General features: G+C 69.2%; 13 protein-coding genes. 9 read left to right on the top strand and 4 right to left on the bottom strand.

Translation table 11 applies throughout. The features are described from left to right. Positions 1-5: 5 nt before the first annotated feature. Together tfpZ and BUE42_RS11300 are read left to right on the top strand one after the other, a co-directional pair. Positions 6-770: a TfpX/TfpZ family type IV pilin accessory protein gene (gene tfpZ / locus BUE42_RS11305; protein ID WP_143171435.1), complete on the top strand. Its 765-nt coding sequence runs from the start codon at positions 6-8 to the stop codon at positions 768-770. A 44-nt stretch (positions 771-814) separates the two neighbouring features. Beyond that, positions 815-2,602 (top strand): PglL family O-oligosaccharyltransferase, encoded by a 1,788-nt coding sequence (locus BUE42_RS11300; RefSeq protein ID WP_235002259.1) that lies wholly within the window; start codon positions 815-817, stop codon positions 2,600-2,602. Here the strand turns inward: BUE42_RS11300 and moaC are convergent. Next, positions 2,595-3,116, bottom strand: coding sequence for a cyclic pyranopterin monophosphate synthase MoaC (moaC, locus tag BUE42_RS11295; RefSeq protein ID WP_073465228.1), 522 nt, complete (start codon positions 3,114-3,116; stop codon positions 2,595-2,597). The genes BUE42_RS11300 and moaC overlap by 8 nt on opposite strands. Before the next feature lie 73 nt (positions 3,117-3,189). Here moaC and BUE42_RS11290 point away from each other — a divergent pair, with 73 nt between their 5' ends. The 6 genes from BUE42_RS11290 (at position 3,190) to BUE42_RS32135 (ending at position 15,548) form a co-directional block, all read left to right on the top strand. After that, on the top strand, positions 3,190-4,845 hold the full coding sequence (locus BUE42_RS11290) for a M48 family metalloprotease (protein ID WP_083614067.1): 1,656 nt from the start codon (positions 3,190-3,192) through the stop codon (positions 4,843-4,845). A 59-nt stretch (positions 4,846-4,904) separates the two neighbouring features. After that, positions 4,905-10,760 carry an alpha-2-macroglobulin family protein gene (locus BUE42_RS11285; RefSeq protein ID WP_073465195.1) on the top strand — a complete coding sequence of 1,952 codons (5,856 nt, stop codon included), beginning with the start codon at positions 4,905-4,907 and terminating at the stop codon, positions 10,758-10,760. Beyond that, positions 10,757-12,874, top strand: coding sequence for a penicillin-binding protein 1C (gene pbpC / locus BUE42_RS11280; protein ID WP_073465194.1), 2,118 nt, complete (start codon positions 10,757-10,759; stop codon positions 12,872-12,874). Before BUE42_RS11285 ends, pbpC begins: the two co-directional genes overlap by 4 nt. A gap of 83 nt (positions 12,875-12,957) precedes the next feature. Continuing rightward, entirely contained in the window at positions 12,958-13,197 is a 240-nt protein-coding gene (locus tag BUE42_RS11275; protein ID WP_073465193.1) for a hypothetical protein, read from the top strand. A gap of 93 nt (positions 13,198-13,290) precedes the next feature. After that, the gene (alaC, locus tag BUE42_RS11270) at positions 13,291-14,508 is read left to right on the top strand and encodes an alanine transaminase (RefSeq protein ID WP_073465192.1); all 1,218 of its coding nucleotides are present in this window, start codon (positions 13,291-13,293) and stop codon (positions 14,506-14,508) included. Positions 14,509-14,654: 146 nt separating this feature from the next. Further along, positions 14,655-15,548 (top strand): hypothetical protein, encoded by an 894-nt coding sequence (locus BUE42_RS32135; protein ID WP_143171434.1) that lies wholly within the window; start codon positions 14,655-14,657, stop codon positions 15,546-15,548. Positions 15,549-15,585: 37 nt separating this feature from the next. Here BUE42_RS32135 and BUE42_RS11260 read toward each other — a convergent pair whose 3' ends face one another. Then, positions 15,586-15,945 carry a phage holin family protein gene (locus tag BUE42_RS11260; RefSeq protein ID WP_083614065.1) on the bottom strand — a complete coding sequence of 120 codons (360 nt, stop codon included), beginning with the start codon at positions 15,943-15,945 and terminating at the stop codon, positions 15,586-15,588. A gap of 284 nt (positions 15,946-16,229) precedes the next feature. Between BUE42_RS11260 and BUE42_RS11255 the strand changes: the two genes are divergently transcribed. Beyond that, the gene (locus BUE42_RS11255) at positions 16,230-19,394 is read left to right on the top strand and encodes a S8 family peptidase (RefSeq protein ID WP_073465189.1); all 3,165 of its coding nucleotides are present in this window, start codon (positions 16,230-16,232) and stop codon (positions 19,392-19,394) included. A gap of 60 nt (positions 19,395-19,454) precedes the next feature. Here BUE42_RS11255 and BUE42_RS32130 read toward each other — a convergent pair whose 3' ends face one another. Together BUE42_RS32130 and BUE42_RS11245 are read right to left on the bottom strand one after the other, a co-directional pair. Next, positions 19,455-19,763 (bottom strand): hypothetical protein, encoded by a 309-nt coding sequence (locus BUE42_RS32130; RefSeq protein ID WP_143171433.1) that lies wholly within the window; start codon positions 19,761-19,763, stop codon positions 19,455-19,457. After that, positions 19,751-20,353 carry an RHS repeat-associated core domain-containing protein gene (locus BUE42_RS11245; RefSeq protein ID WP_073465187.1) on the bottom strand — a complete coding sequence of 201 codons (603 nt, stop codon included), beginning with the start codon at positions 20,351-20,353 and terminating at the stop codon, positions 19,751-19,753. The genes BUE42_RS32130 and BUE42_RS11245 overlap by 13 nt, the downstream gene beginning before the upstream one ends. Between the last annotated feature and the right edge of the window lie 214 nt (positions 20,354-20,567).

The following is a 20,567-nucleotide window of genomic DNA, read 5'->3' as shown; positions in this document are numbered from 1 at the left end:
TCGCCATGATGGTTGCCCTTCGTTCTCGCCTCGTCGCCAGCGGCCTCCACCTCGCCATCAGCGGAGTTGTCGCTCTGGCCGCAGGCGCCGTCGTCTTCCTCTTGTGGTACCCGTCGCCATTCGACGACATGGCTGGCGGCTTTTCGCTGTTCTTCCTGGTGGTGACGGTCGACGTGGTGATGGGGCCACTGCTGACGGCCGTCGTGTTCAACAAAGCCAAGCCGAAGGGCGAACTCGTGCGGGACCTGGGTGTGATCGCCGTGATGCAGATCTGCGCCCTCGTCTATGGACTGAACTCCATCTACGAAGCGCGACCGGTGCTGCTGTCGTTCGAAGTCGACCGCTTCCGCCTCATCTCGGCGGCAGACGTGCAGACCGAAGAACTGATGAAGGCGCCAACGGGGTTCCAAACCCTGTCCCTGTCCGGCCCACGACTGGTGGCAGCGCCGAAGCCTCAGGACCCCGATGAACAACTGCGCTCGATCGATCTCGGCCTGAAAGGCATCGACCTGTCGATGGTGCCGCGCTACTGGCAGCCGTATGAGCCGCATGCGGCGCAGGCATTGCGCCGCGCTCGGCCCGTTGACCTCCTCGTGCAACGAGATGGGCGTCTGGCAGCGCCGCTTGGCAAAGCCGCCGAGCGCGCCGGCGTGCCGGTCGAGGCGCTGCGCTTTCTTCCGCTTCAGTCTCGCAGGGCATCGTGGGTGATCCTGCTCGAGCCCGCGCATGGACAGCCCATCGGCTATCTGCCAGTCGACGGATTCTTCTAGACAGCGCCGGACCCCCATAATCCGCGCTCGACCACTCCGCCGCCTTGCCATTGGAAGCCGTCCGCCCCCCCAATTCTCCGTCGATCAAGCTTCCGTTGACGGTCTTGAGTTGCGCGGCCATCGCGGCGCCAGCGCTGCTTGCATTCAACGTTCCGCCGTCGGCGACCCTTTTGAATCAGGCCGCAGCGTTGATGGGGTGGGGGACGCTGGCGCTGGTGCTGGCAAGCTCCGTCGCGTTTCAACCTGAATCCAGGCGCGAGTCGGCTCCAGCGCGCGCGACCTTGGCTGCCCTGCTGATGCTGGTCGTGGCTGCATTGGCCGCCGCCGCCCATGGACTGCCGTGGCCGCTGGTCGTGTCGTCCGCCGGAATGCTCCTGGCTGCCTGTGTCGTGCTGGTCGTCGGCTTCCTTGTCGGACGGTCGCCCGACCAAAGAGCGCCCGTCTTCAACGCGTTCTGCGTCGCCCTCTGCATCGCGGGACTGCTCAGCTTCATCGTGGCCATCATCCAGTCCTTCGCACCTCAATGGGCCGACGGCAACTGGATCGCACGCCCCGCCACGCCCGGGCGGGCCGGCGGCAACCTGCGTCAACCCAATCACCTGAGCAGTCTGCTCGTCTGGTCTCTCGTGGCCTTGGCGTGCCTGCACGAGGCCTGGGCAGAGCGTCCACGCGATCCTCATCTCGCCATCGCTCGCGTGGCCTCGCTGTTCGCCATGGCTGCGCTCGTCTTCGCGATCGTGCTGACGGTCTCTCGCACGGGCATGGTCTGTGTGGTGCTGCTGGCGGTCTGGGGCTTGATTGACCGCGGCCTGTCGCGCTTCACGCGCGTCCTACTGTTGCTGATGCCGGTCCTCTACGTGCTGTCGTGGATGCTTGCAACCGCCGGCGTCCAGACCTTCGCCGGCGACTCGCAGATCCACGGTTCGGACCCGTCCAGCTCGCGCTTCGGCATCTGGGCCAATGCGCTGTCGCTGATCGCGCAGCACCCCTGGCTCGGCGTCGGCTGGGGTGAGTTCAACTTCGCGTGGACCCTCACGCCCTTCCCCGGCAGGCCGGGTGCCTTCTTCGACCACACCCACAACCTCCCGCTGCAGCTGCTGGTCGAACTCGGCATCCCGCTCGGCACCCTGGTGATGGCGTTGCTGCTGTGGGCCCTGTGGAAGGCGTTCGTCGCAGCGCGGCGAGCGGCGTCGACCGATGGCCTGACGCAGCGCGGGGCCCTCGTGATGGTGCTGACGATGGCGGTCCACAGCATGCTCGAGTACCCGCTGTGGTACGCCTACTTCCTGCTGCCGATGGCCTTCGCGTTCGGCATCTGCCTGGGCGGCATTCGCGAGACCCGTGAGCTTGCGGCGCCTGCCGTTGCGCGCCGCATCTCGACGGCCCTGGCCATCGGCTCGGCCCTGCTGGTGGTCGGCGCCATCGTGTCGGTGCTCGACTACATGCGCGTCGTGGTCATCTTCTCGCCGCCCGAGAATGCGGCACCGCTGTCGGAACGCATCGCCGACGGCCAGCGCAGCTGGCTGTTCGCCCATCACGCCGACTACGCCGCGGGCACCATCGCCGAACATCCCGGCGAGGCACTGGGCAGTTTCAAGCGCTCCACCCACTACCTGCTGGACACCCGGCTGATGATGGCCTGGGCCAGGGCGCTCGAAGAAAGCGGCGACACCGACCGCGCCCGCTATGTCGCCCAGCGACTGCGCGAGTTCAACAACCCGGGGGCGGCCGAGTTCTTCGCCCCTTGCGAGGCACCGAAGGCGGCGTCGACCCCGCTGCCGTTCCAATGCCTGCAGCCGACCCGCCCGCTGAGCTTCGAAGACTTCAGGTAGCCGCCACCCAATCCCCCGACTTCCCGCCGTGCTTCTCCAGCACCCGGATCTCCCCCATCACCATCCCGCGGTCGACGGCCTTGCACATGTCGTAGACCGTCAGCAGCCCGACCTGCACCGCCGTCAGCGCCTCCATCTCGACGCCGGTGCGCCCGAGCGTCTCGACCTGCGCAATGCAGCGCACCAGGTTCTGCGCGGCATCGATCTCGAAATCGACCGCCACCTTCGTGATCGGCAGCGGGTGGCACAGCGGGATCAGCTCGGCGGTGCGCTTGCTGGCCTGGATCGCCGCGATGCGCGCGATGCCGATCACGTCGCCCTTCTTCGCGGTGCCGCCCTGGATCAGCGCCAGCGTGGCCGGCAGCATGCGGATCACGCCGGCGGCGCGTGCGATGCGATGCGTCTCGGCCTTGGCCGACACGTCGACCATGTGGGCCTGCCCCTGCGCGTCGAAATGGGTCAGCGTCGGATCGCTCGGGGGCAGGGACTGCGCTGGGGGAAGGGGCTTGGACATGAAGGGAAACATCCGGGCAACGTGGCGCTGGCATCATAGCGATCGGCCGCTCCTCGCCTTTGCGCCCCACCGGATGACACGCCCGATCCCCATCACCGCGCTTATCGCCGCGCCTCCCACCCGCCCGACCGTCGCCGCCCGCCTCGTCGCGTCGCTGTGTGCACTGGCCTTACTGGGCAGCAGCGGCTGGGCGCAGGCGCAAGGCGCGGCCTCCAGCCCCGGCCCCGAGCCGGTGCCGGCCACGCAGAATGCACTGCCCGCGCTCGGCGATTCGGTGTCGGATGACCTGAGCGTCGGCACCGAGCGCCGCATCGGCGACCAGATCATGCGGGCGATCCGGCAAGACCCGGACTACCTCGACGACCCGGTGCTGCTCGAGTACCTGCAATCGCTGTGGCAGCCGCTGGTCGCGGCCTCGCGCGCCCAGGGCAACATCGGCGGCGAGATCGACCAGCGCTTCGCCTGGGAGCCCTTCCTGGTGCGCGACAAGACGGTCAATGCGTTCGCGCTGCCCGGCGGCTACGTCGGCGTGCACCTGGGCCTGATCGCGATGACGGCCACGCGCGACGAACTCGCGTCGGTGCTGGCGCACGAGATGTCGCACGTCACGCAGCGCCACATCGCGCGCGGCATGGTCAACAGCCGGCGCCAGTCGCTGATCGGGCTGGCCGGCATGATCCTCGGCGTGATCGCCGCCACGCGCAGCACCCGCGTCGACGGCGCCAACGCGATCTTCACCGGCGCGCAGGCCGCCTCGGTGCAGGGCCAGCTGAACTTCTCGCGCGACATGGAGCGCGAGGCCGACCGCGTCGGCTTCAACGTGCTCACCGGCGCCGGCTTCGCGCCCGGCGGCATGGCCGCGATGTTCGAAAAGCTCGACCAGGCCTCGCACCTGAACGACAGCGGCGGCTTCCCGTACCTGCGCACCCACCCGATCACCACCGAGCGCATCGGCGACGCCCGCCAGCGCCTGGGCACCGCCGCGCCGGTGCCGCCGGTCAGCGTGCTCGCCCACGTCGCGGCGCAGGCCCGTGCCCGCGTGATGATGGACACGCGCACCGACGCACTGCGCCGCTGGCAGTCGCAAGACAAGGTCGCGGCGACCGCCAGCGTCGGCGAGCGCCTGAACGCCGCCTATGCCAGCGCGCTCGCGTCGACGCTGCTGCACGACTGGGCGCGCGCCGATGCCGCGCTGCAGGTCGCGCTCGGCGTGGTGCGCGGCAGCCCGCGCAGCGACGCCACCGCCGAGCGCGAGGTCGTGATGCTGCAGGCGCAGTCGCTCGCCGAACGCGGCGACGGCGTGCGCGCCGGCCAGGTGCTGAAGCCCTACCTCGACGGCGGCGCGACGCCGTCGCGCGCGGTGCTGCTGCTGCAGGCCCAGGTGGCGCTGGCCTCGCCGAAGACCGACCCGGCCATCAAGCGCAGCGCCGACGACCTGCAGACCTGGACCACGCTGCACCCGACCGACGCACTCGCCTGGCAGCAACTCAGCCGCACCTGGGAGCAGCTCGGCCTGCAGCTGCGCTCGCTGCGCGCCGATGCCGAATCGCACTACGCGGTCGGCGACCTGACCGGCGCGGTCGACCGCCTGCGCGCCGGCCAGCGCCTGGCCCGCACGCCGGGCGGCAAGGTCGATTTCATCGACGCGTCGATCATCGATGCGCGGTTGCGCGACCTCGAAGGCCAGCGCCGCCGGCAGATGGAAGAAGAGCGCCGCGGGGAAGGCTGACGTCCCGCTGAATCCGGCCCGGTGTGCCTTATCCTCCCGGCACTTCAGGAGGAGACGGCATGCCACGATCCATCGCCCGGGCCATCGGCGCCGCCACGTTCGCGCTGCTGGCGGCATCGGCCGCGCCGGCGCTCGCCGCCACCATCGCGTCGGTCAGTCCGCAAGGCGAGGTCGCGCAGGTCCGCCAGCTCACGGTGAAGTTCTCCGAGGCGGTGGTGGCGTTCGGCGACCTGCGCCTGCCCGACCCGCTCGGCGTGGCCTGCGAAGGCCAGTCGCGTGCCGGCTCGGGCCGCTGGGCCAACGACCGCGTCTGGCTGTACGACTTCCGCGAGGCGTTGCCGCCCGGCACGCGCTGCACGCTGAAGGCGAAACCCGATTGGAAACCGCTGAACGGCGCGCTGACCGGCGGCACCGAGTTCAGCTTCAGCACCGGCGGTCCGGCCGTCGAGTCGACGCTGCCGTACGCCGGAAACCAGGTCGAAGAAGACCAGCATTTCGTGCTGCGGCTGACCGGCCCGGCGGTCGAGGCCACGGTCGCGGCGCATGCAGCCTGCGAGGTCGAGGGCATCGGCGAGCGCATGCCGGTGCGCGTGGTCGGCGGCGCGATCCGCGACGAGGTGATCAAGGCGCGGCAACTCGAGAAGCAGGCCGAGCGCATCGTCGTGCTGACCTGCCAGCGCCCGCTGCCGCCCGACAGCGTGCTGCGCCTGGTCTGGGGTGCCGGCATCGCGGCGCAGGTCAACCCGAAGATCGTCACGCGCACCGAGCAGCGCTTCAACTTCCGCGTGCGCAAGGCCTTCAGCGCCGAGTTCAGCTGCGAGCGCGAGCGGGCCGAAGCACCGTGCCTGCCGATCCGGCCGATGACGCTGCGTTTCTCGTCGCAGCTGCCGCGCGAGTTGGCCGCGGCGGTCCGGCTGCAGCCGGCCTCGGGCCAGGCGATCGCGCCGGCCTTCGATGCCGATGACAAGTCGACCGAGGTCGACAGCCTGCGCTTCCCGACGCCGCCGCCCGAGCGCGCCACCTTCACGATCGAGCTGCCGCGCAACCTGAAGGACAGCTCGGGCCGCGCGCTCGCGAATGCCGCGAGCTTTCCGTTGAAGGTCGCCACCGGCGACGCCCCGCCGATTGCGAAGTTCGCGGCCGCGCCGTTCGGCGTCGTCGAGTTGAATGCCGACGCGATGCTGCCGGTCACGCTGCGCCATGTGCAGGGCGACCTGCGGCCGGCCGCGGGGGGCGGCGCAGTGCGCATCAAGACGCTGCGCACCGATGCCGACATCCTGCAGTGGTACGCCCGCGTCGCGCGCTACCACGAGAGCCGGCTGACCGCGAAGGAGGCCGGCCTGCCGGTCGCGCAGCACTACGAGACCGAGCGCGTCGTCGACGCCAAGGGCCGCAGCAAGGAAGTGCGCCATGAGCGCTACGTCGAGACCCGCGAGCTGTCGCTGCTGAACAGCGCGGGCGACGCGAAGCGCATGGACCTGCCGCAACTCGCCGGTGGCGATCCGCGGCCGTTCGAGGTGGTCGGCATCCCGATCGCCGACCCCGGCTACCACGTGGTCGAGATCGAATCGCGCCGCCTCGGCGAGGCGCTGCTCGACAAGAGGGCGCCGATGTACGTGCGCGCCGGCGTGCTGGTCACCAACCTCGGCGTTCACTTCAAGCTCGGCCGCGAGAACAGCGTGGTCTGGGTCACGACGCTCGACCGCGGCCAGCCGGTCGCCGAGGCCGACATCGCCGTCAACGACTGCCGCGGCCAACGGCTGTGGGCCGGCCGCACCGACGCGAACGGCCTCGCGCGCATCGACCAGGTGCTGGAGCGCGCCGACGAATGTCCGGCCGACACCGGCTTCTTCGTCACCGCGCGCAAGCCCACGCCGAAGGGCCTGACCGACACCGCCTTCGTCTTCAGCAGCTGGCAGAAGGGCATCGAGACCTGGCGCTTCAGCTTCCCGACCAGCAACGACGCGCAGCCCGACGTGCAGGCGCACACGGTGTTCGACCGCACGCTGCTGCGCGCCGGCGAGACGGTGTCGATGAAGCATTTCCTGCGCCGAGAGACCAGCAGCGGCCTGGCCGCGCTGCCGGCCGAGCGGCTGCCGACGCGGCTGAAGATCGTGCACCAGGGCAGCGGGCAGGAGGTCACCGTGCCGCTGAGCTGGAACGGCACGCGCAGCGCGGTGTCGAGCTGGAACATCCCGCCGGCCGCCAAGCTCGGCGTGTATGACGTGACGCTGGAGCGCGAGGGCACCGAGGCCGAGCGGCAGCGCAGCAGCTGGCCCGCCGGCAGCTTCCGCGTCGAGGAGTTCCGGCTGCCGCTGGTCGACGCGCGCGTCAGCGGGCCGAAGGAGGTGCCGATCGCGCCGAAGGAGCTACCGATCGGCGTGCAGCTGAACTACTTCGCCGGCGGCGGGATGGCGCAGGCCCCCGCGCGGCTGACCGCGTTGCTGCGCCCGCGCGCCAGCGGCTTTGCGGGCTACGACGAATTCAGCTTCGAGCCGCCGCGCGACCCGAAGCAGGCCGGGCGCAGCGACGACGGCGACGAAGGTGCGCCCGAGGCGAGCGGCAAGGTGGTCGCCGACAAGCTGCCGGTGACGACCGACCGCGACGGCGCGGCCAGCGTCACCGTGAAGGACCTGCCGCCCATCCAGCGGCCGAGCGAACTCGTCACCGAGCTCACCTTCAACGACCCGAACGGCGAGGTGCAGACCGCGTCGACCACGGTCGCGCTGTGGCCGAGCGCGGTGGTGCTGGGCGTGAAGACCGGCTCGTGGGCGAGCGCGCGCGGCAAGGTCAAGCTGCAGGTGCTGGCGCTCGACACCGCCGGCAAGCCGGTCAAGGGCCAGGCGGTCGAGGTGCGCGGCCGGCTGTCGCAGGTCATCAGCACGCGCAAGCGCATGGTCGGTGGCTTCTACGCCTACGACAACCGCACCGAGGTCAAGGAGCTCGGCACGGTGTGCAGCGGCAGCACCGACGACCGTGGCCTGCTGCTGTGCGACGCGGCGCTCGAGAACGCCGGCCAGGTCGAGCTGATCGCGAAGGCGAGCGACAAGGCCGGCCACCTCGCCGAAGCGGCGTCCAGCGTGTGGGTCACGAAGCAGGGCGAGCTGTGGTTCGCGCAGGACAACGACGACCGCATCGACGTGCTGCCCGAGAAGAAGAGCTACGAGCCCGGCGAGACCGCGCGGCTGCAAGTGCGCATGCCGTTCCGCGAGGCGACCGCGCTGGTCAGCGTCGAGCGCGAGGGCGTGATCGCGACGCGCGTCGTCACGCTGCGCGGCGACGACCCGACGGTGGAGCTGAAGATCGAGCCGTCGTGGGGCCCGAACGTCTACGTCGACGTGCTGGTGCTGCGCGGGCGCATCCGCGAGGTGCCGTGGTATTCGTTCTTCAGCTGGGGCTGGAAGGAGCCGCTGAACTGGGCGCGCTCGTTCTGGTACGAGGGCCGCGAGTACCAGGCGCCGACCGCGATGGTCGATCTGTCGAAGCCGGCCTTCAAGCTCGGCATCGCGGCGCTCAAGGTGGGGTTGCAGGCGCACCGGCTGCAGGTCAGCGTGACAGCAGACAAGCCGCAGTACGCGGTGCGCCAGACCGCGAAGGCGCGCATCAAGGTGCTGCACGACGGCAAGCCGCTCGCGAACACCGAGGTGGCCTTCGCCGCGGTCGACGAGGGCCTGCTCGCGCTGCGCCCGAACGATTCGTGGGACCTGCTCGGCGCGATGCTGAAGCCGCGTGCGCTGGGTGTGGAGACCAGCACCGGGCAGAGCGAGATCATCGGCCGGCGCCACTATGGCCGCAAGGCGGTGGCGGCCGGTGGTGGTGGCGGCAAGAACGCGACGCGCGAGCTGTTCGACACGCTGCTGCTGTGGAAGGCGCAGGTGCTGCTCGATGCCAACGGTGAGGCGGTGGTCGACGTGCCGCTCAACGATTCGCTGACCAGTTTCCGCTTGGTCGCGGTGGCCGATGCCGGGCTGCAGCAGTTCGGCAGCGGCAGCACCAGCATCCGCGTCACGCAGGACCTGCAGGTGCTGTCGGGCCTGCCGCCGCTGGTGCGCGTTGGTGATCGGTTCAGCGCGATGCTGACGCTGCGCAACACCACGACGCACGAGATGACCGTGCGGGCCACCCTGACTGGCACCGCGAACAGCGGCGGCGAGCGCGGTGCCGACATCGTGCGCACGCCGATCGAGCTGCCGCCGCAAGAGGTGATGCTGCCGGCCGGTGGGGCGAAGGAGCTGGTGTGGCCGGTCCAGGTGCCGGCGGAGGTCTTCAGCATCGCCTGGGAGGCCGGGGCCGAGGAACTCACCGGCGACAAGGCGAAAGACAAGCTGAAGCTCACGCAGCTCGTCAGCGCCGCGGTGCCGGTGCGGGTGCTGCAGGCGACGCTGTCGCAGCTCGACGGCCCGTTCACGCTGCCGGTGGCGGCGCCGGCCGACGCGCTGCCGGAGAACGGCATCAAGCGCGGCGGCCTGAACGTCGGCGTGCAGCCGAAGCTGACCGGCGCGCTGCCCGGCATCCGCCGCTACTTCGAGACCTACCCGTTCATCTGCCTGGAGCAGAAGACCTCGAAGTCGGTCGGCCTGAAGGACGCGAAGCTGTGGGCCGGTGTCGCGAACGCGTTGCCGACCTACCTCGACAGCGACGGGCTTGCGAGCTACTTCCCGCCGCGTGCCGAAGACGGCGCGCGCGGCAGCGACCGGCTCACCGCCTACGTGCTGGCCGCGACGCAGGAGGCCGGCTTCGAACTGCCACCGGCCGCGCGCGACAGCATGCTCGAGGGGCTGACCGCGTTCGTCGAAGGCCGCATCGAGCGCAAGTTCTGGTCGCCGCGCGCCGACCTGGACGTGCGCAAGCTCGCGGCCATCGAGGCGTTGTCGCGCTACGGCCGCGCGCAGCCGAAGATGCTGGGCTCGGTGAACATCACGCCGAACCAGTGGCCGACCGCCGCGGTGATTGACTGGCTCAACATCCTGCGCCGCGTGCAGGGTGTGCCGGAGCAAGCGAAGCGGCTGGAGGAAGTGCAGCAGATCCTGCGCGGCCGGCTCACCTATGCCGGCACGACCTTGCGCTTCAGCAACGAGGGCGACGACTTCTGGTGGTGGCTGATGGACAGTGCCGATGCGAATGCGGCGCGGCTGATCCTCGCGGTGCTCGACGACCCGGCGTGGCGCGACGACCTGCCGCGCATGGTGGTCGGCAGCCTCGGCCGCCAGCGCGGCGGCGCGTGGCTCACGACCACGGCCAACCTGTGGGGCTCACTCGCGCTCGACAAGTTCTCGGCGAAGTTCGAATCGGCCAAGGTCGCGGGCCGCACGGTGGCGAGCACCGGTGGCGCGCCCATCGCGATCGACTGGGGCAAGTCGGCCGATGGCGGCGTGGTGACCTTGCCCTGGCCCGACAAGGCCGGCACGCTGGGCGTGACGCAGGAGGGAACCGGCAAGCCGTGGCTGACGGTGCAGAGCCTGGCCGCGATCCCGCTGAAGGAGCCGATCCGCGCCGGCTACAGCCTCGCGCGCACGGTCACCGCGGTCGAGCAGAAGGACAAGTCGAAGTGGTCGCGCGGCGACGTGCTGCGGGTGCGGGTCGAGGTCGATGCGCAGTCGGACATGACCTGGGTGGTGGTCAGCGACCCGGTGCCGGGCGGTGCGACGCTGCTCGGCTCGGGGCTCGGTCGCGACAGCGCGATCGCGACGCAGGGCGAGAAGCGGCAGGGTGCGTGGCCGGTGTACGAGGAGCGCAGCTTCGAGGCCTTCCGCAGCTACTACGACTATTTGCCGCGCGGCAAGCACGTGATCGAGTACACCGTGCGGCTGAACAACCCCGGCCGCTTCGCGCTGCCGCCGACGCGGGTCGAGGCGATGTATGCGCCGGAGAGCTTCGGCGAGCTGCCGAACGTGGCGATCGAGGTCGCGCCGTGAAGCGGGCCGCCTGCTCTGCGTTGCTGCTGTTCGCAGCGGCCGCGGCGCAGGCGCTGCCGAGCTTCAGCGAGGTGAAGACGGCGTGGAGGCCGTCCGACGTGACGCTGCTCGCGCGCGACGGCACGCCGCTGCAGACCGTGCGCGTCGACAAGAGCGCGCGCCGGCTCGCGTGGGTACCGCTGCAGGACGTCTCGCCAGCGCTGCTGCAGGCCATCGTGCTCAGCGAGGACCGGCGCTTCTATGAGCACAGCGGCGTCGACTGGGGCGCGGTCGCGACCAGCGCGTGGGCCAATGTGTGGAACACCCGCACGCGGGGCGCGTCGACGCTGACGATGCAGCTCGCCGGCCTGCTGGACGACGGCCTGGCGCGGCCGGTCGGCGGGCGCAGCGTCGCGCAGAAGCTCGGCCAGGCCGTCACCGCGACGCGGCTCGATGCGCGCTGGAAGAAGAGCGAAATCCTCGAGGCCTACCTGAACCGGGTCGCGTTCCGCGGCGAGGTGGTCGGCATCGATGCGCTGTCGCAGACGCTGTTCGGCAAGCACCCCGGCGGGCTCGATGTCGACGAGGCGGCGATCGCGGCGGCGCTGCTGCGCGGGCCGAATGCGGCGCCTGCCGTCGTCGCGCAACGGGCCTGCGGCGTGCTGCAGCTGCAGAAGCTCGATTGCAAGGGCGTCACCGCGCTGGCGCAGACCGCGCTGCTGCGCCAGGGCGGCATGCCGCTGGGCGAGCAGCTCGCGCCGCATTTCGCGCGGCAGGTGGTGGGCGATGGGGCGATGCAGGCAAGCGTACAGCGCACGACGCTCGATGCGCGGCTGCAGCGTTTCGCGGTGAACACGCTGCGCCGGCAACTGGCCGAGCTGTCGGGCCGCAACGTCGAAGACGGCGCGATCGTCGTGCTCGACAACGCGAGCGGCGAGGTGCGCGCGTGGGTCGGCTCGAGTGGCAGCTATTCCGACGCGGCCCAGGTCGACGGCGTGCTCGCGCGCCGCCAGCCGGGCTCGACGCTGAAGCCCTTCGTCTACGAACTGGCCTTCGAGCGCCGGCTGATCACGCCGGCCAGCCTGCTCGATGATTCACCGGCACAACTGGCCACCACCAACGGCTTGTACCTGCCGCAGAACTACGACCATGCCTTCAAGGGCTGGATCAGCGCGCGCACCGCGCTCGGCGCGAGCCTGAACGTGCCGGCGGTTCGGGTGGGCGCGATTCTCGGGCCCGATGCGCTGGTCGAGCGGCTGAACGCGCTGGGGCTGGCGCTGCCCGAGACCGGTGGCTTCTACGGTCATTCGCTGGCGCTCGGCAGTGCCGACGTCAGCCTGCTGGCGCTGACCAACGCGTACCGCACGCTCGCCAACGGCGGCATGTTCTCGCCGCCGGCGCTGCGCGGCGCGACCGTCGCACCGAGGCGCGTCGCGAGCGCGGCGGCGAGCTGGCTCGTCACCGACATCCTGGCCGACAACGCGGCGCGGGCGCGCACCTTCGGCTTGGACAGCAGCCTGGTCACGAAGGGCTTCGCCGCGGTGAAGACCGGCACCAGCAAGGACATGCGCGACAACTGGTGCGTCGGCTTCACCGACCGCTACACCGTCGGCATGTGGGTCGGCAACGCGAGCGGCGAGGCGATGCACGACGTGAGCGGCGTCAGCGGCGCCGCACCGGTGTGGCAGGCGCTGGTGCGGCATCTGCACGACGGTGCGCCGTCGAAGCGGCCGGCGGTGCCGGTGGGGGTGGTGACGATGCCGATCCGCTTCGACGACCAGCGCGAGGCGGCGCGCGACGAGGTCTTCATCGCCGGCACCGAGCAGGCGTTGTGGAGCCCGAGCGCGCAGGTGCGCGGCACGCAGCGCTTCGGCATCGTCAGCCCGCGCGACGGCAGCATCTTCGCGATCGACCCCGACATGCCACCTGCCGCGCAGCGCATCGTGCTGGAAGGCGAGGGCGGCAGCTGGTGGATGGACGGCAAGCGGCTGGGGCAGGGCGAGCGGCTGCACTGGGCGCCGTGGCCGGGGCGGCACGAGCTGAAGCTGATGGGGCGTGATGGAGCGCTGTTGCAGGCAGTGAAGTTCGAGGTGCGGGGGGCGGATGTGCGGGCGGCGAAGCGGCGGCTTCGTTGAGTCCGGTGGAACTTGCGCAGGCCGAGCGTCACTCAGGGGTGCAACATGGGCGTGGTGCCCGTGAGCATCTTCTGGAGACTGGCATGTTCAAGGCTATCGGGAATCTCTTCGCAAAGCGTGCAGACGGGCACGAGCGCTTGCCCGAACCAGCCGATGACAAGGCGCTCAACAGCCCGCGAGAGACCGAACCAGTCAACACGGCAATGGCCGCGGAGCGAAAAGGTGCGCAGGACACGACGTCCGATGCGATGACGAAAGAAGAAGACAAAGCCAGAAAAGCCGAGGCCTTCAAGAATTCCCTCAAGGACAAGGGCTTCCTCTGAGCGAGCCGCCGTCTATCATGTGCCCGGGCCGCGCCTCATGCGCGGCTCACGTCGCTCGGACGGTTCCGGGCGCTCACGTGAAAGTCTTCTTCAATGTCCTCCTCCGCAGGCCAGCGCCGCTTCGCGCGCATCGACCGCCTCCCCCCCTACGTCTTCAACATCACTGCCGAGCTGCGCGCTGCCGCACGCCGGCGCGGCGAAGACATCATCGACATGAGCATGGGCAACCCCGACGGGCCCACGCCGCCGCACATCGTCGCCAAGCTCGCCGAGGTGGCGCAGCGGCCCGACACGCACGGCTACTCCACGTCGAAGGGCATCCCGCGGCTGCGCCGTGCGATCTCGCACTGGTACCACGACCGCTACGGCGTCGCGATCGACCCCGACAGCGAGGCCATCGTGACGATCGGCTCGAAGGAGGGCCTGTCGCACCTGATGCTCGCGACGCTGGACCGCGGCGACACCGTGCTGGTACCTGACCCGAGCTACCCGATCCACATCTACGGCGCGGTGATCGCCGGCGCCGACATCCGCTCGGTGCCGCTGGTGCCGGGCGTCGACTTCTTCGCCGAGCTGGAGCGCGCGATCCGCGGCAGCTACCCGAAGCCGAAGATGATGGTGCTGGGCTTCCCGAGCAACCCGACGGCGCAGTGCGTCGAGCTGGATTTCTTCGAGCGCGTGGTGGCGCTCGCGCGCAAGCACGACATCTTCGTCGTGCACGACCTGGCCTATGCCGACATCGTGTTCGACGGCTGGAAGGCGCCGTCGATCATGCAGGTGCCGGGCGCGAAGGACATCGCGGTCGAGTTCTTCACGCTCTCGAAGAGCTACAACATGGCCGGCTGGCGCATCGGCTTCATGGTCGGCAACCGCGACCTGGTGGCGGCGCTCGCGCGCATCAAGGCGTACCACGACTACGGCACCTTCACGCCGCTGCAGGTGGCGGCGATCGCCGCGCTGGAGGGTGATCAACAGTGCGTGAAGGACATCGCCGCGCAGTACCAGCGCCGCCGCGACGTGCTGGTGAAGGGCCTGCACGAGGCCGGCTGGATGGTCGAGACGCCGAAGGCCTCGATGTACATCTGGGCGCGCATCCCCGAGGCCTACCGGGCGCTCGGCTCGCTGGAGTTCGCGAAGCAGATGCTGGCAAAGGCGAAGGTGTCGGTGTCGCCGGGCATCGGCTTCGGCGACCACGGTGACGACCATGTCCGTTTTGCCCTGATCGAGAACGAGGCCCGCATCCGGCAGGCGGTGCGGGGGATCAAGGCGATGTTCAAGGCGGATGGGGTGGAGGTCGGGCGAGCGATCTGATTGCGAGGTGGCTGACAAATGGCAGATGCGTCGCATGGAACCGGCGTGGGGCGTCCAGTTACTCAAGCCACGCGTGACGGTTGCATGGGTGAAACCGATCGCGTGGTGTTCGTTGCCCACTTCATATATCGCCCGGAGCGTTTGATATGCATCCCGTCAGTCATTCCGTCACTACCAAGATCATCGAATTCCCCACTCCTCAGCCGGAGTTTGTCTATCGCCGAAACTCGAATGCAAAGTGGCTGGCCGGAACGATCAAGAACAGGATCAAGGTGGCAAAAGATGGCGCTGCCAACATGGTCCAGCACCAGGTTTCGAAGTGGAAATCGAAGCGCCTGAAAAAGGGCGCAAGTGCTGGATTGGCGAACCAAGCGTGGGGTGCTTTGGACAATTGCGTCAGGGTTGTCGACAAGGCCGCTCGCAATGTGGGTCGCCATGCGAAGAGCGCGGTGTATGGAGCAGCCCTCCAGGTGGTGGATGCAGGCAGTGATGTCGCTCAAGGCGTGGCCGACGCCGCAAAGGTCGTGCGCAAGTCCACGAAGAATGCTGGCTCAGAGGCCCGAGAGGTTGCCCGCAAGCTGAGCAAGAAGGCGCAGGTCTCCCTTCAGCACCGCAGTGGCAAGGCCAGCGATCGCCGCGAGTCTGCGAATTCGGTTGAGCCCGATGGCTTGGTGAAACTGGATTCCGACGCACCGTTCGGCCTGCGCTTGCCGGAAAACTTCGAATACAACGCGCCTCACTTGCCCGCATCGGGTGTCCCTGGGGCGCTCAAGCAGGTGGAAGAGACGTGCCGAGAGAACGGCAACACGGTGAGCGCTTATCACGACTTGTACAGTCTCGCGCTCTACGTTGGAGGGAACAGTGATCAGTTCCATCAGATGATGGTGAACCGCCTTGAGACGCTGCTCTCGGAACGAGCCGAGCGGCTGTGGATGTACAGCCAACAAGGTCAGCCGCAACGGTTCTGCGGCGTGCTTTCAGAGGTGCACCAAGGCGTGATGGTTTGGCAACAAGAGGTGTATTTCACGTCGAACAACTGAGGAACCGGCTCCCGCCACCGGCCATGCCGGTGGCGGCTCACCCCGCCTTTGACGAAAACACCGCCTCCAGAGCGGTATCGATCACCACCCCGCACAAGCTGTAGATCAACGACCCGATCAGCGCCGCGAAGAACCCGGCGACCGCGAGGCCGCTGAGCAACTGCGCCGCGAAATAGAACATCAGCGCGTTGATCACGAACAGGAACAGCCCGAGCGTCAGCACCGTGACCGGCAGCGTCAGCAGCACGAGGATCGGCCGCAGCAGCGCGTTCAGCAGGCCCAGCACCAGCGCGGCCAGCATCGCCGAGCCGAAGCTGGTCACCGTGACACCGGGGTAGAGGTGGGCCACCAGCAGCAGGGCGGCGGCCAGCAGGAACCAGCGGACGAGGGTCTTCATTGGCGCGAGCATACCCGGGCACATCGCGTCGCCGCAATCGAGATCGGGCCGGTCGCACGGCCGGGCGCCGGCGTGGTCTGACGACCCAGGGTTTTCCGCTCCCCCCAGGGTTAGGGGGAAGGAAATGTCACGCCTTGACACACCGGAGGTGCGCCACCGAGCATGCACGCTCCCATCAACCCTCACGCACAGCGCCGCGGCACGCACCCGTGCTTCGCGCTGTCCCGGTCCGGCTTGCAGGCAGTCGGACGGATCGGGTGGACGTGCCCCACAAGGAGTGTCTCGTGTCTATCCGAATTTCCTGGAAGTCCGGGCTGGCCCTCGCCGCCGCGCTCGTCCTGACCGCCTGCGGCGGCGGTGGCGGCAGCAGCGGCGATGCGCCCGATACCGCGTCGGCCGCGGATGCGCCGCTCGCCGACGCGCCGGTGCGCACCATTCAGCAGACCGCTGTGCCCGGCGGCCGCGTCGACGTGCTCGATGCGCGCCTGTCGAAGGCGACCGGCGCGGTCGACGTGTGGGTGACGCTCGATGACGCGCCGGTGGCCGCTGCCGCCGCGCAGCTCGCGATCGCCGCCTCGACCACCGAACGCACGCTCAGCGTGAAGACGCTGCGCGAAGCGCCGCAGGCCACGCGCGAAGCGCTGGCCGCGCACCGCAAGACCGTGCTGTCGCACCAGGACGCGCTGCAGTCGCGCCTGTCCACGCTCGGCGCCCAGGAACTGGGACGTGTCCACATGGCGCACAACGCCATCGCGGTGCGCGTCGATGCCTCGCAGCTGAAGGCCATCGCGGCCCTGCCGGGCGTCGCCAAGGTGCGCCGCGTCAACCACTACGAGATGAGCCTGAGCGAGACGGTGCCCTACATCGGCGCGACCGCCGCGCAGCAGGCGGGTGCCGACGGCACCGGCGTGCGCGTGGCGGTGATCGATTCGGGCATCGACTACACGCACCGCAACCTCGGCGGTGCCGGCACGCCCGAGGCCTACCTGAAGGCCTACGGCACCGACCCGAGCGACCCGCGCAACACCACCATCGACCCGAGCGTGTTCCCGACCGCCAAGGTCATCGGCGGTTTCGATTTCGTCGGTGACGTGTGGCCGAACGGCCCGCGCACCGAAGACCCGAACCCGATCGACTTCCAGGGCCACGGCACGCACGTCGCCGACATCATCGGCGGCAAGAGCCTGGACGGCACCCACAAGGGCGTTGCCCCGGGCGCCAAGCTGCTGGCACTGCGCGTGTGCAGTGCCGTCGCGACCAGCTGCAACGGCATTTCGATCCTGAAGGCGATCGACTGGTCGATCGACCCGAACGGCGACGGCGACCCGTCCGACGCGGTCGACGTGATGAACCTGTCGCTCGGCTCCGACTACGGCCAGAACATCGACGACTCCACCGAAGCCATATCGACGGCGGTGGACGCCGGCATCGTCGCGGTCGTGGCCGCGGGCAATGCCGCGAACAAGCCGTACATCGTCAGCTCGCCGTCGATCGCCCCGGGGGCCATCAGCGTCGCGCAGACGCAGGTGCCGAGCGCCGTGGCCTTCGGCCTGAAGATCAACTCGCCGGCGGCCATTGCCGGCACCTACGGCAACACCGCGACGGTCGACTGGGCGCCGATCGCCGGCGGCTTCAGCGGCGACGTGGTCTTCGTCGGCACCGCCTGCCCGGGCGTGCCGCTGCTGGCCGACCCCACCGGGAAGGTCGCGCTGATCGACCGCGGCACCTGCTCGGTCAGCCTGAAGGTGGACGCAGCCGGCGCGGCCGGCGCCACCGGCGTGCTGCTCGGCCTGGTCGCCCCCGGCGACGCGGTGTCGTTCAGCAACGGCGGCGGCACGCACTTCGTGCCGACGCTGGTGATCACGCAATCGACGTCGAACAAGATCAAGGCCAACATCGCGGCGCCGGTCAACGTGTCGGTCAGCGACGGCACCAAGGTGCCGCTGGTCGGCAGCATGGCCAGCACCTCGGCGCGCGGCCCGAGCATCAGCTACCAGACCATCAAGCCCGAGATCGGCGCGCCCGGCGCGTCGGTGTCGGCGGTGGCCGGTGGCGGGACCGAGGAGGAAGCCTTCGGCGGCACCTCGGGCGCGACGCCGATGATCGCGGGCTCCGCGGCCATCCTGATCGGCAAGTACCCGAACCGCACGCCGCTGCAGATCAAGTCGATGCTGATGAACAGCGCGACGAACCTGATCTACACCAACCCGGCGCTGCTGCCGGGCGTGCTGGCGCCGATCACGCGCATCGGCGCGGGCGAGGTCCGGGTCAACAAGGCGCTGGCGCTGAATGCCATCGCCTACGAGCCGACCTCGCTGTCGGCGGCGCTGTCGTTCGGTGCGCAGGAGGTCTCGGCCCCGGCCGAGTACGAGAAGAAGCTGGTGGTCGAGAACTTCGGCACGACGGCCAAGACCTTCTCGATCAAGAGCGCCTTCCGCTTCGCCGACGACCAGGCCAGCGGCGCGGTGACGATCTCGGCACCGAGCTCGGTGAAGGTGGCTGCGGGAGGCCGCCAGGTGATCACCGTGAAGCTGCGCGTGAACCCCGCGAAGCTGCCCGAGTGGACGCTCGACAGCGGCGCGCTGGGCGGCAGCGGCGACCTGCTCGACGCGCCGGAGTACGACGGCTACCTGACGCTCACCGCAGGCACCGAGCTGCTGAGCGTGCCGTGGCACATCCTGCCGCGCAAGGCGGCGCAGACGCTCGCGGTGGCGGCGGTGCGCCCGAACTGGCCGGGCGGCATCATCCTGATGGGCAACGTCGGCGCGGCCGACAGCGAGTTCGACATCTTCGCGCTCACCGGCACCAGCAAGAAGGCCGATCCGGCCGAGCTGCCGCAGCCGGGCGACAACTTCGCGTTCGTCGACATGCGTGCGATCGGCGTGCGCTACGTGGCCGACGCGGGAGCGCTGCAGTTCGCGCTGAGCACCTTCGGGCGGCGCGCGACGGCGAACTACCCGGCCGGCTTCGAGGTCGACATCGACGTCGACCGCGACGGCGTGCCGGACTTTGCCGTCTACAACGCGGAGCAGGGCGGGTTCGGTGTCACCGGCATCAACCTGATCAACGTGGTGAACCTCGCGACGGGCGTAGGAGGCGCCTATTACTACGCGGATGCGGACTTCAACTCGGCCAACATGATCATGACGGTGCCGCTCGCGGCGCTGGGCCTGACGCCCGACCAGCAGTTCGACTTCACCGCGAGCGCGGCCGACAACTACTACACCGGCAACGTGACCGATGCGTTCGACAAGATGACCTTCACGCCGGCCAAGCCGCGCTACGCGGTCAACGGCGACAGCAGCGGCATCGTGCGCAGCCTGCGCATCCAGCGCGTGGACACGCTGACGCCGGTCGGCGGCGCGGTGGCGTCGCCGTCGCAGAAGGGGTTCCTGGTGATGCTGCGCCGCGAGGCCGGCACGGAAGCGCAGGTGATCGTCGCAAAATAAAGCGATGACCTGAACCGACGGGCCGCGTTCGCGCGGCCCGTTTTCATTGGCGCGGCGATCTCACTGGCAGAAACGGAGATGATCGCCGTCGACCACCTGCAGGGAGACCGATTCGGCCTTGACCGACAGGAACTCGACGGCTGATGCGGCGGAAGCTGCACTGCAAGCTTCCAGCCGGGTGCTGCGCCGGATCTTGTCGAGCATCAACTCGCGTTCGTGGATGCGACCGTCGTTGAAGCCCACTGCACGATAGGCTTCGCGCGTGTGCACGTAAACCCACGCGGACACGCTGGAGAGCGCGACACAGGCCAGAACGAGTGTCACGATGGCCCCACGAGGCCAGAGCCGAAAGCCGTTCATCTTGGGCATGTGCAGCGGCGAATGACGGGGGTCTGTCCCGAGCGGAATCCCCAGTCATTCTCTATCACCCCGTGCGGCGAAGCGGAAATGGAGCGGCTGTCGGTCGATGCGATGCCGACGTGCCCCTGCCAGGCGAGCAGGTCGCCTGGCAGCGCCGGACCTGTGACCACGGGCCATCCGGGAACGGTGTAACCCGACGTTGACAGGCTCTGCGCTCCGGGCGGGTACATCTCCAAGGCGCGTGCGAGGGCGCCGCCACCGATGTTCGGAAGGTGGTACCCGGCTGTCTCGAACTGTTCGTCCGCAAACAGATTGCACTTGTAGGTGCCTGGCCCGAACGCCCGGTTGACGTCCGACCGATCGGCCGCTTTGCTCCAGTCGCGCCGGTCCGAGCGCGCCAACTGGAGGACATCGAGCGATTCCCCGCAAGGGCACAGCCCGTTCGGATCGACGTAGCGCAGTGGGTCATTGTTGGCGTACGTGTAGGTGTTGGTGCCGGCCGCCAGTCCGGCTGGATCGGATTGGACGTAGCGGGCCAGTGAGGGCTGCGTGATCGCCCAAGTGACCGCGATCAACAGACAGCCGCGTGCGTGTTTCATGAGACGCCCCTGATCTTCGAGTTGATGGGAGCGACGGAGTCTAGGGAGCCGGGTTCGGCGGCTCAATCCGACCGGATGTCTCACTCGAAAACCCTCACGCAATGCACTGCATTCCCCTGCGGTCGAGAGCGTCCCACGGCAACCAATGAGAATCGTTCTCGTTTGTGTTAAAGTTTTTGAAGAAGTTTGAAGTTGCCCCCGCAGTACCCGCACC

It is taken from the genome of Rhizobacter sp. OV335 (assembly GCF_900142965.1).
Classification (GTDB): Bacteria; Pseudomonadota; Gammaproteobacteria; order Burkholderiales; family Burkholderiaceae_C; genus Rhizobacter.
Note: the sequence above shows the minus strand (reverse complement) of the source record. Positions and strands in the feature narration are given on the sequence as shown.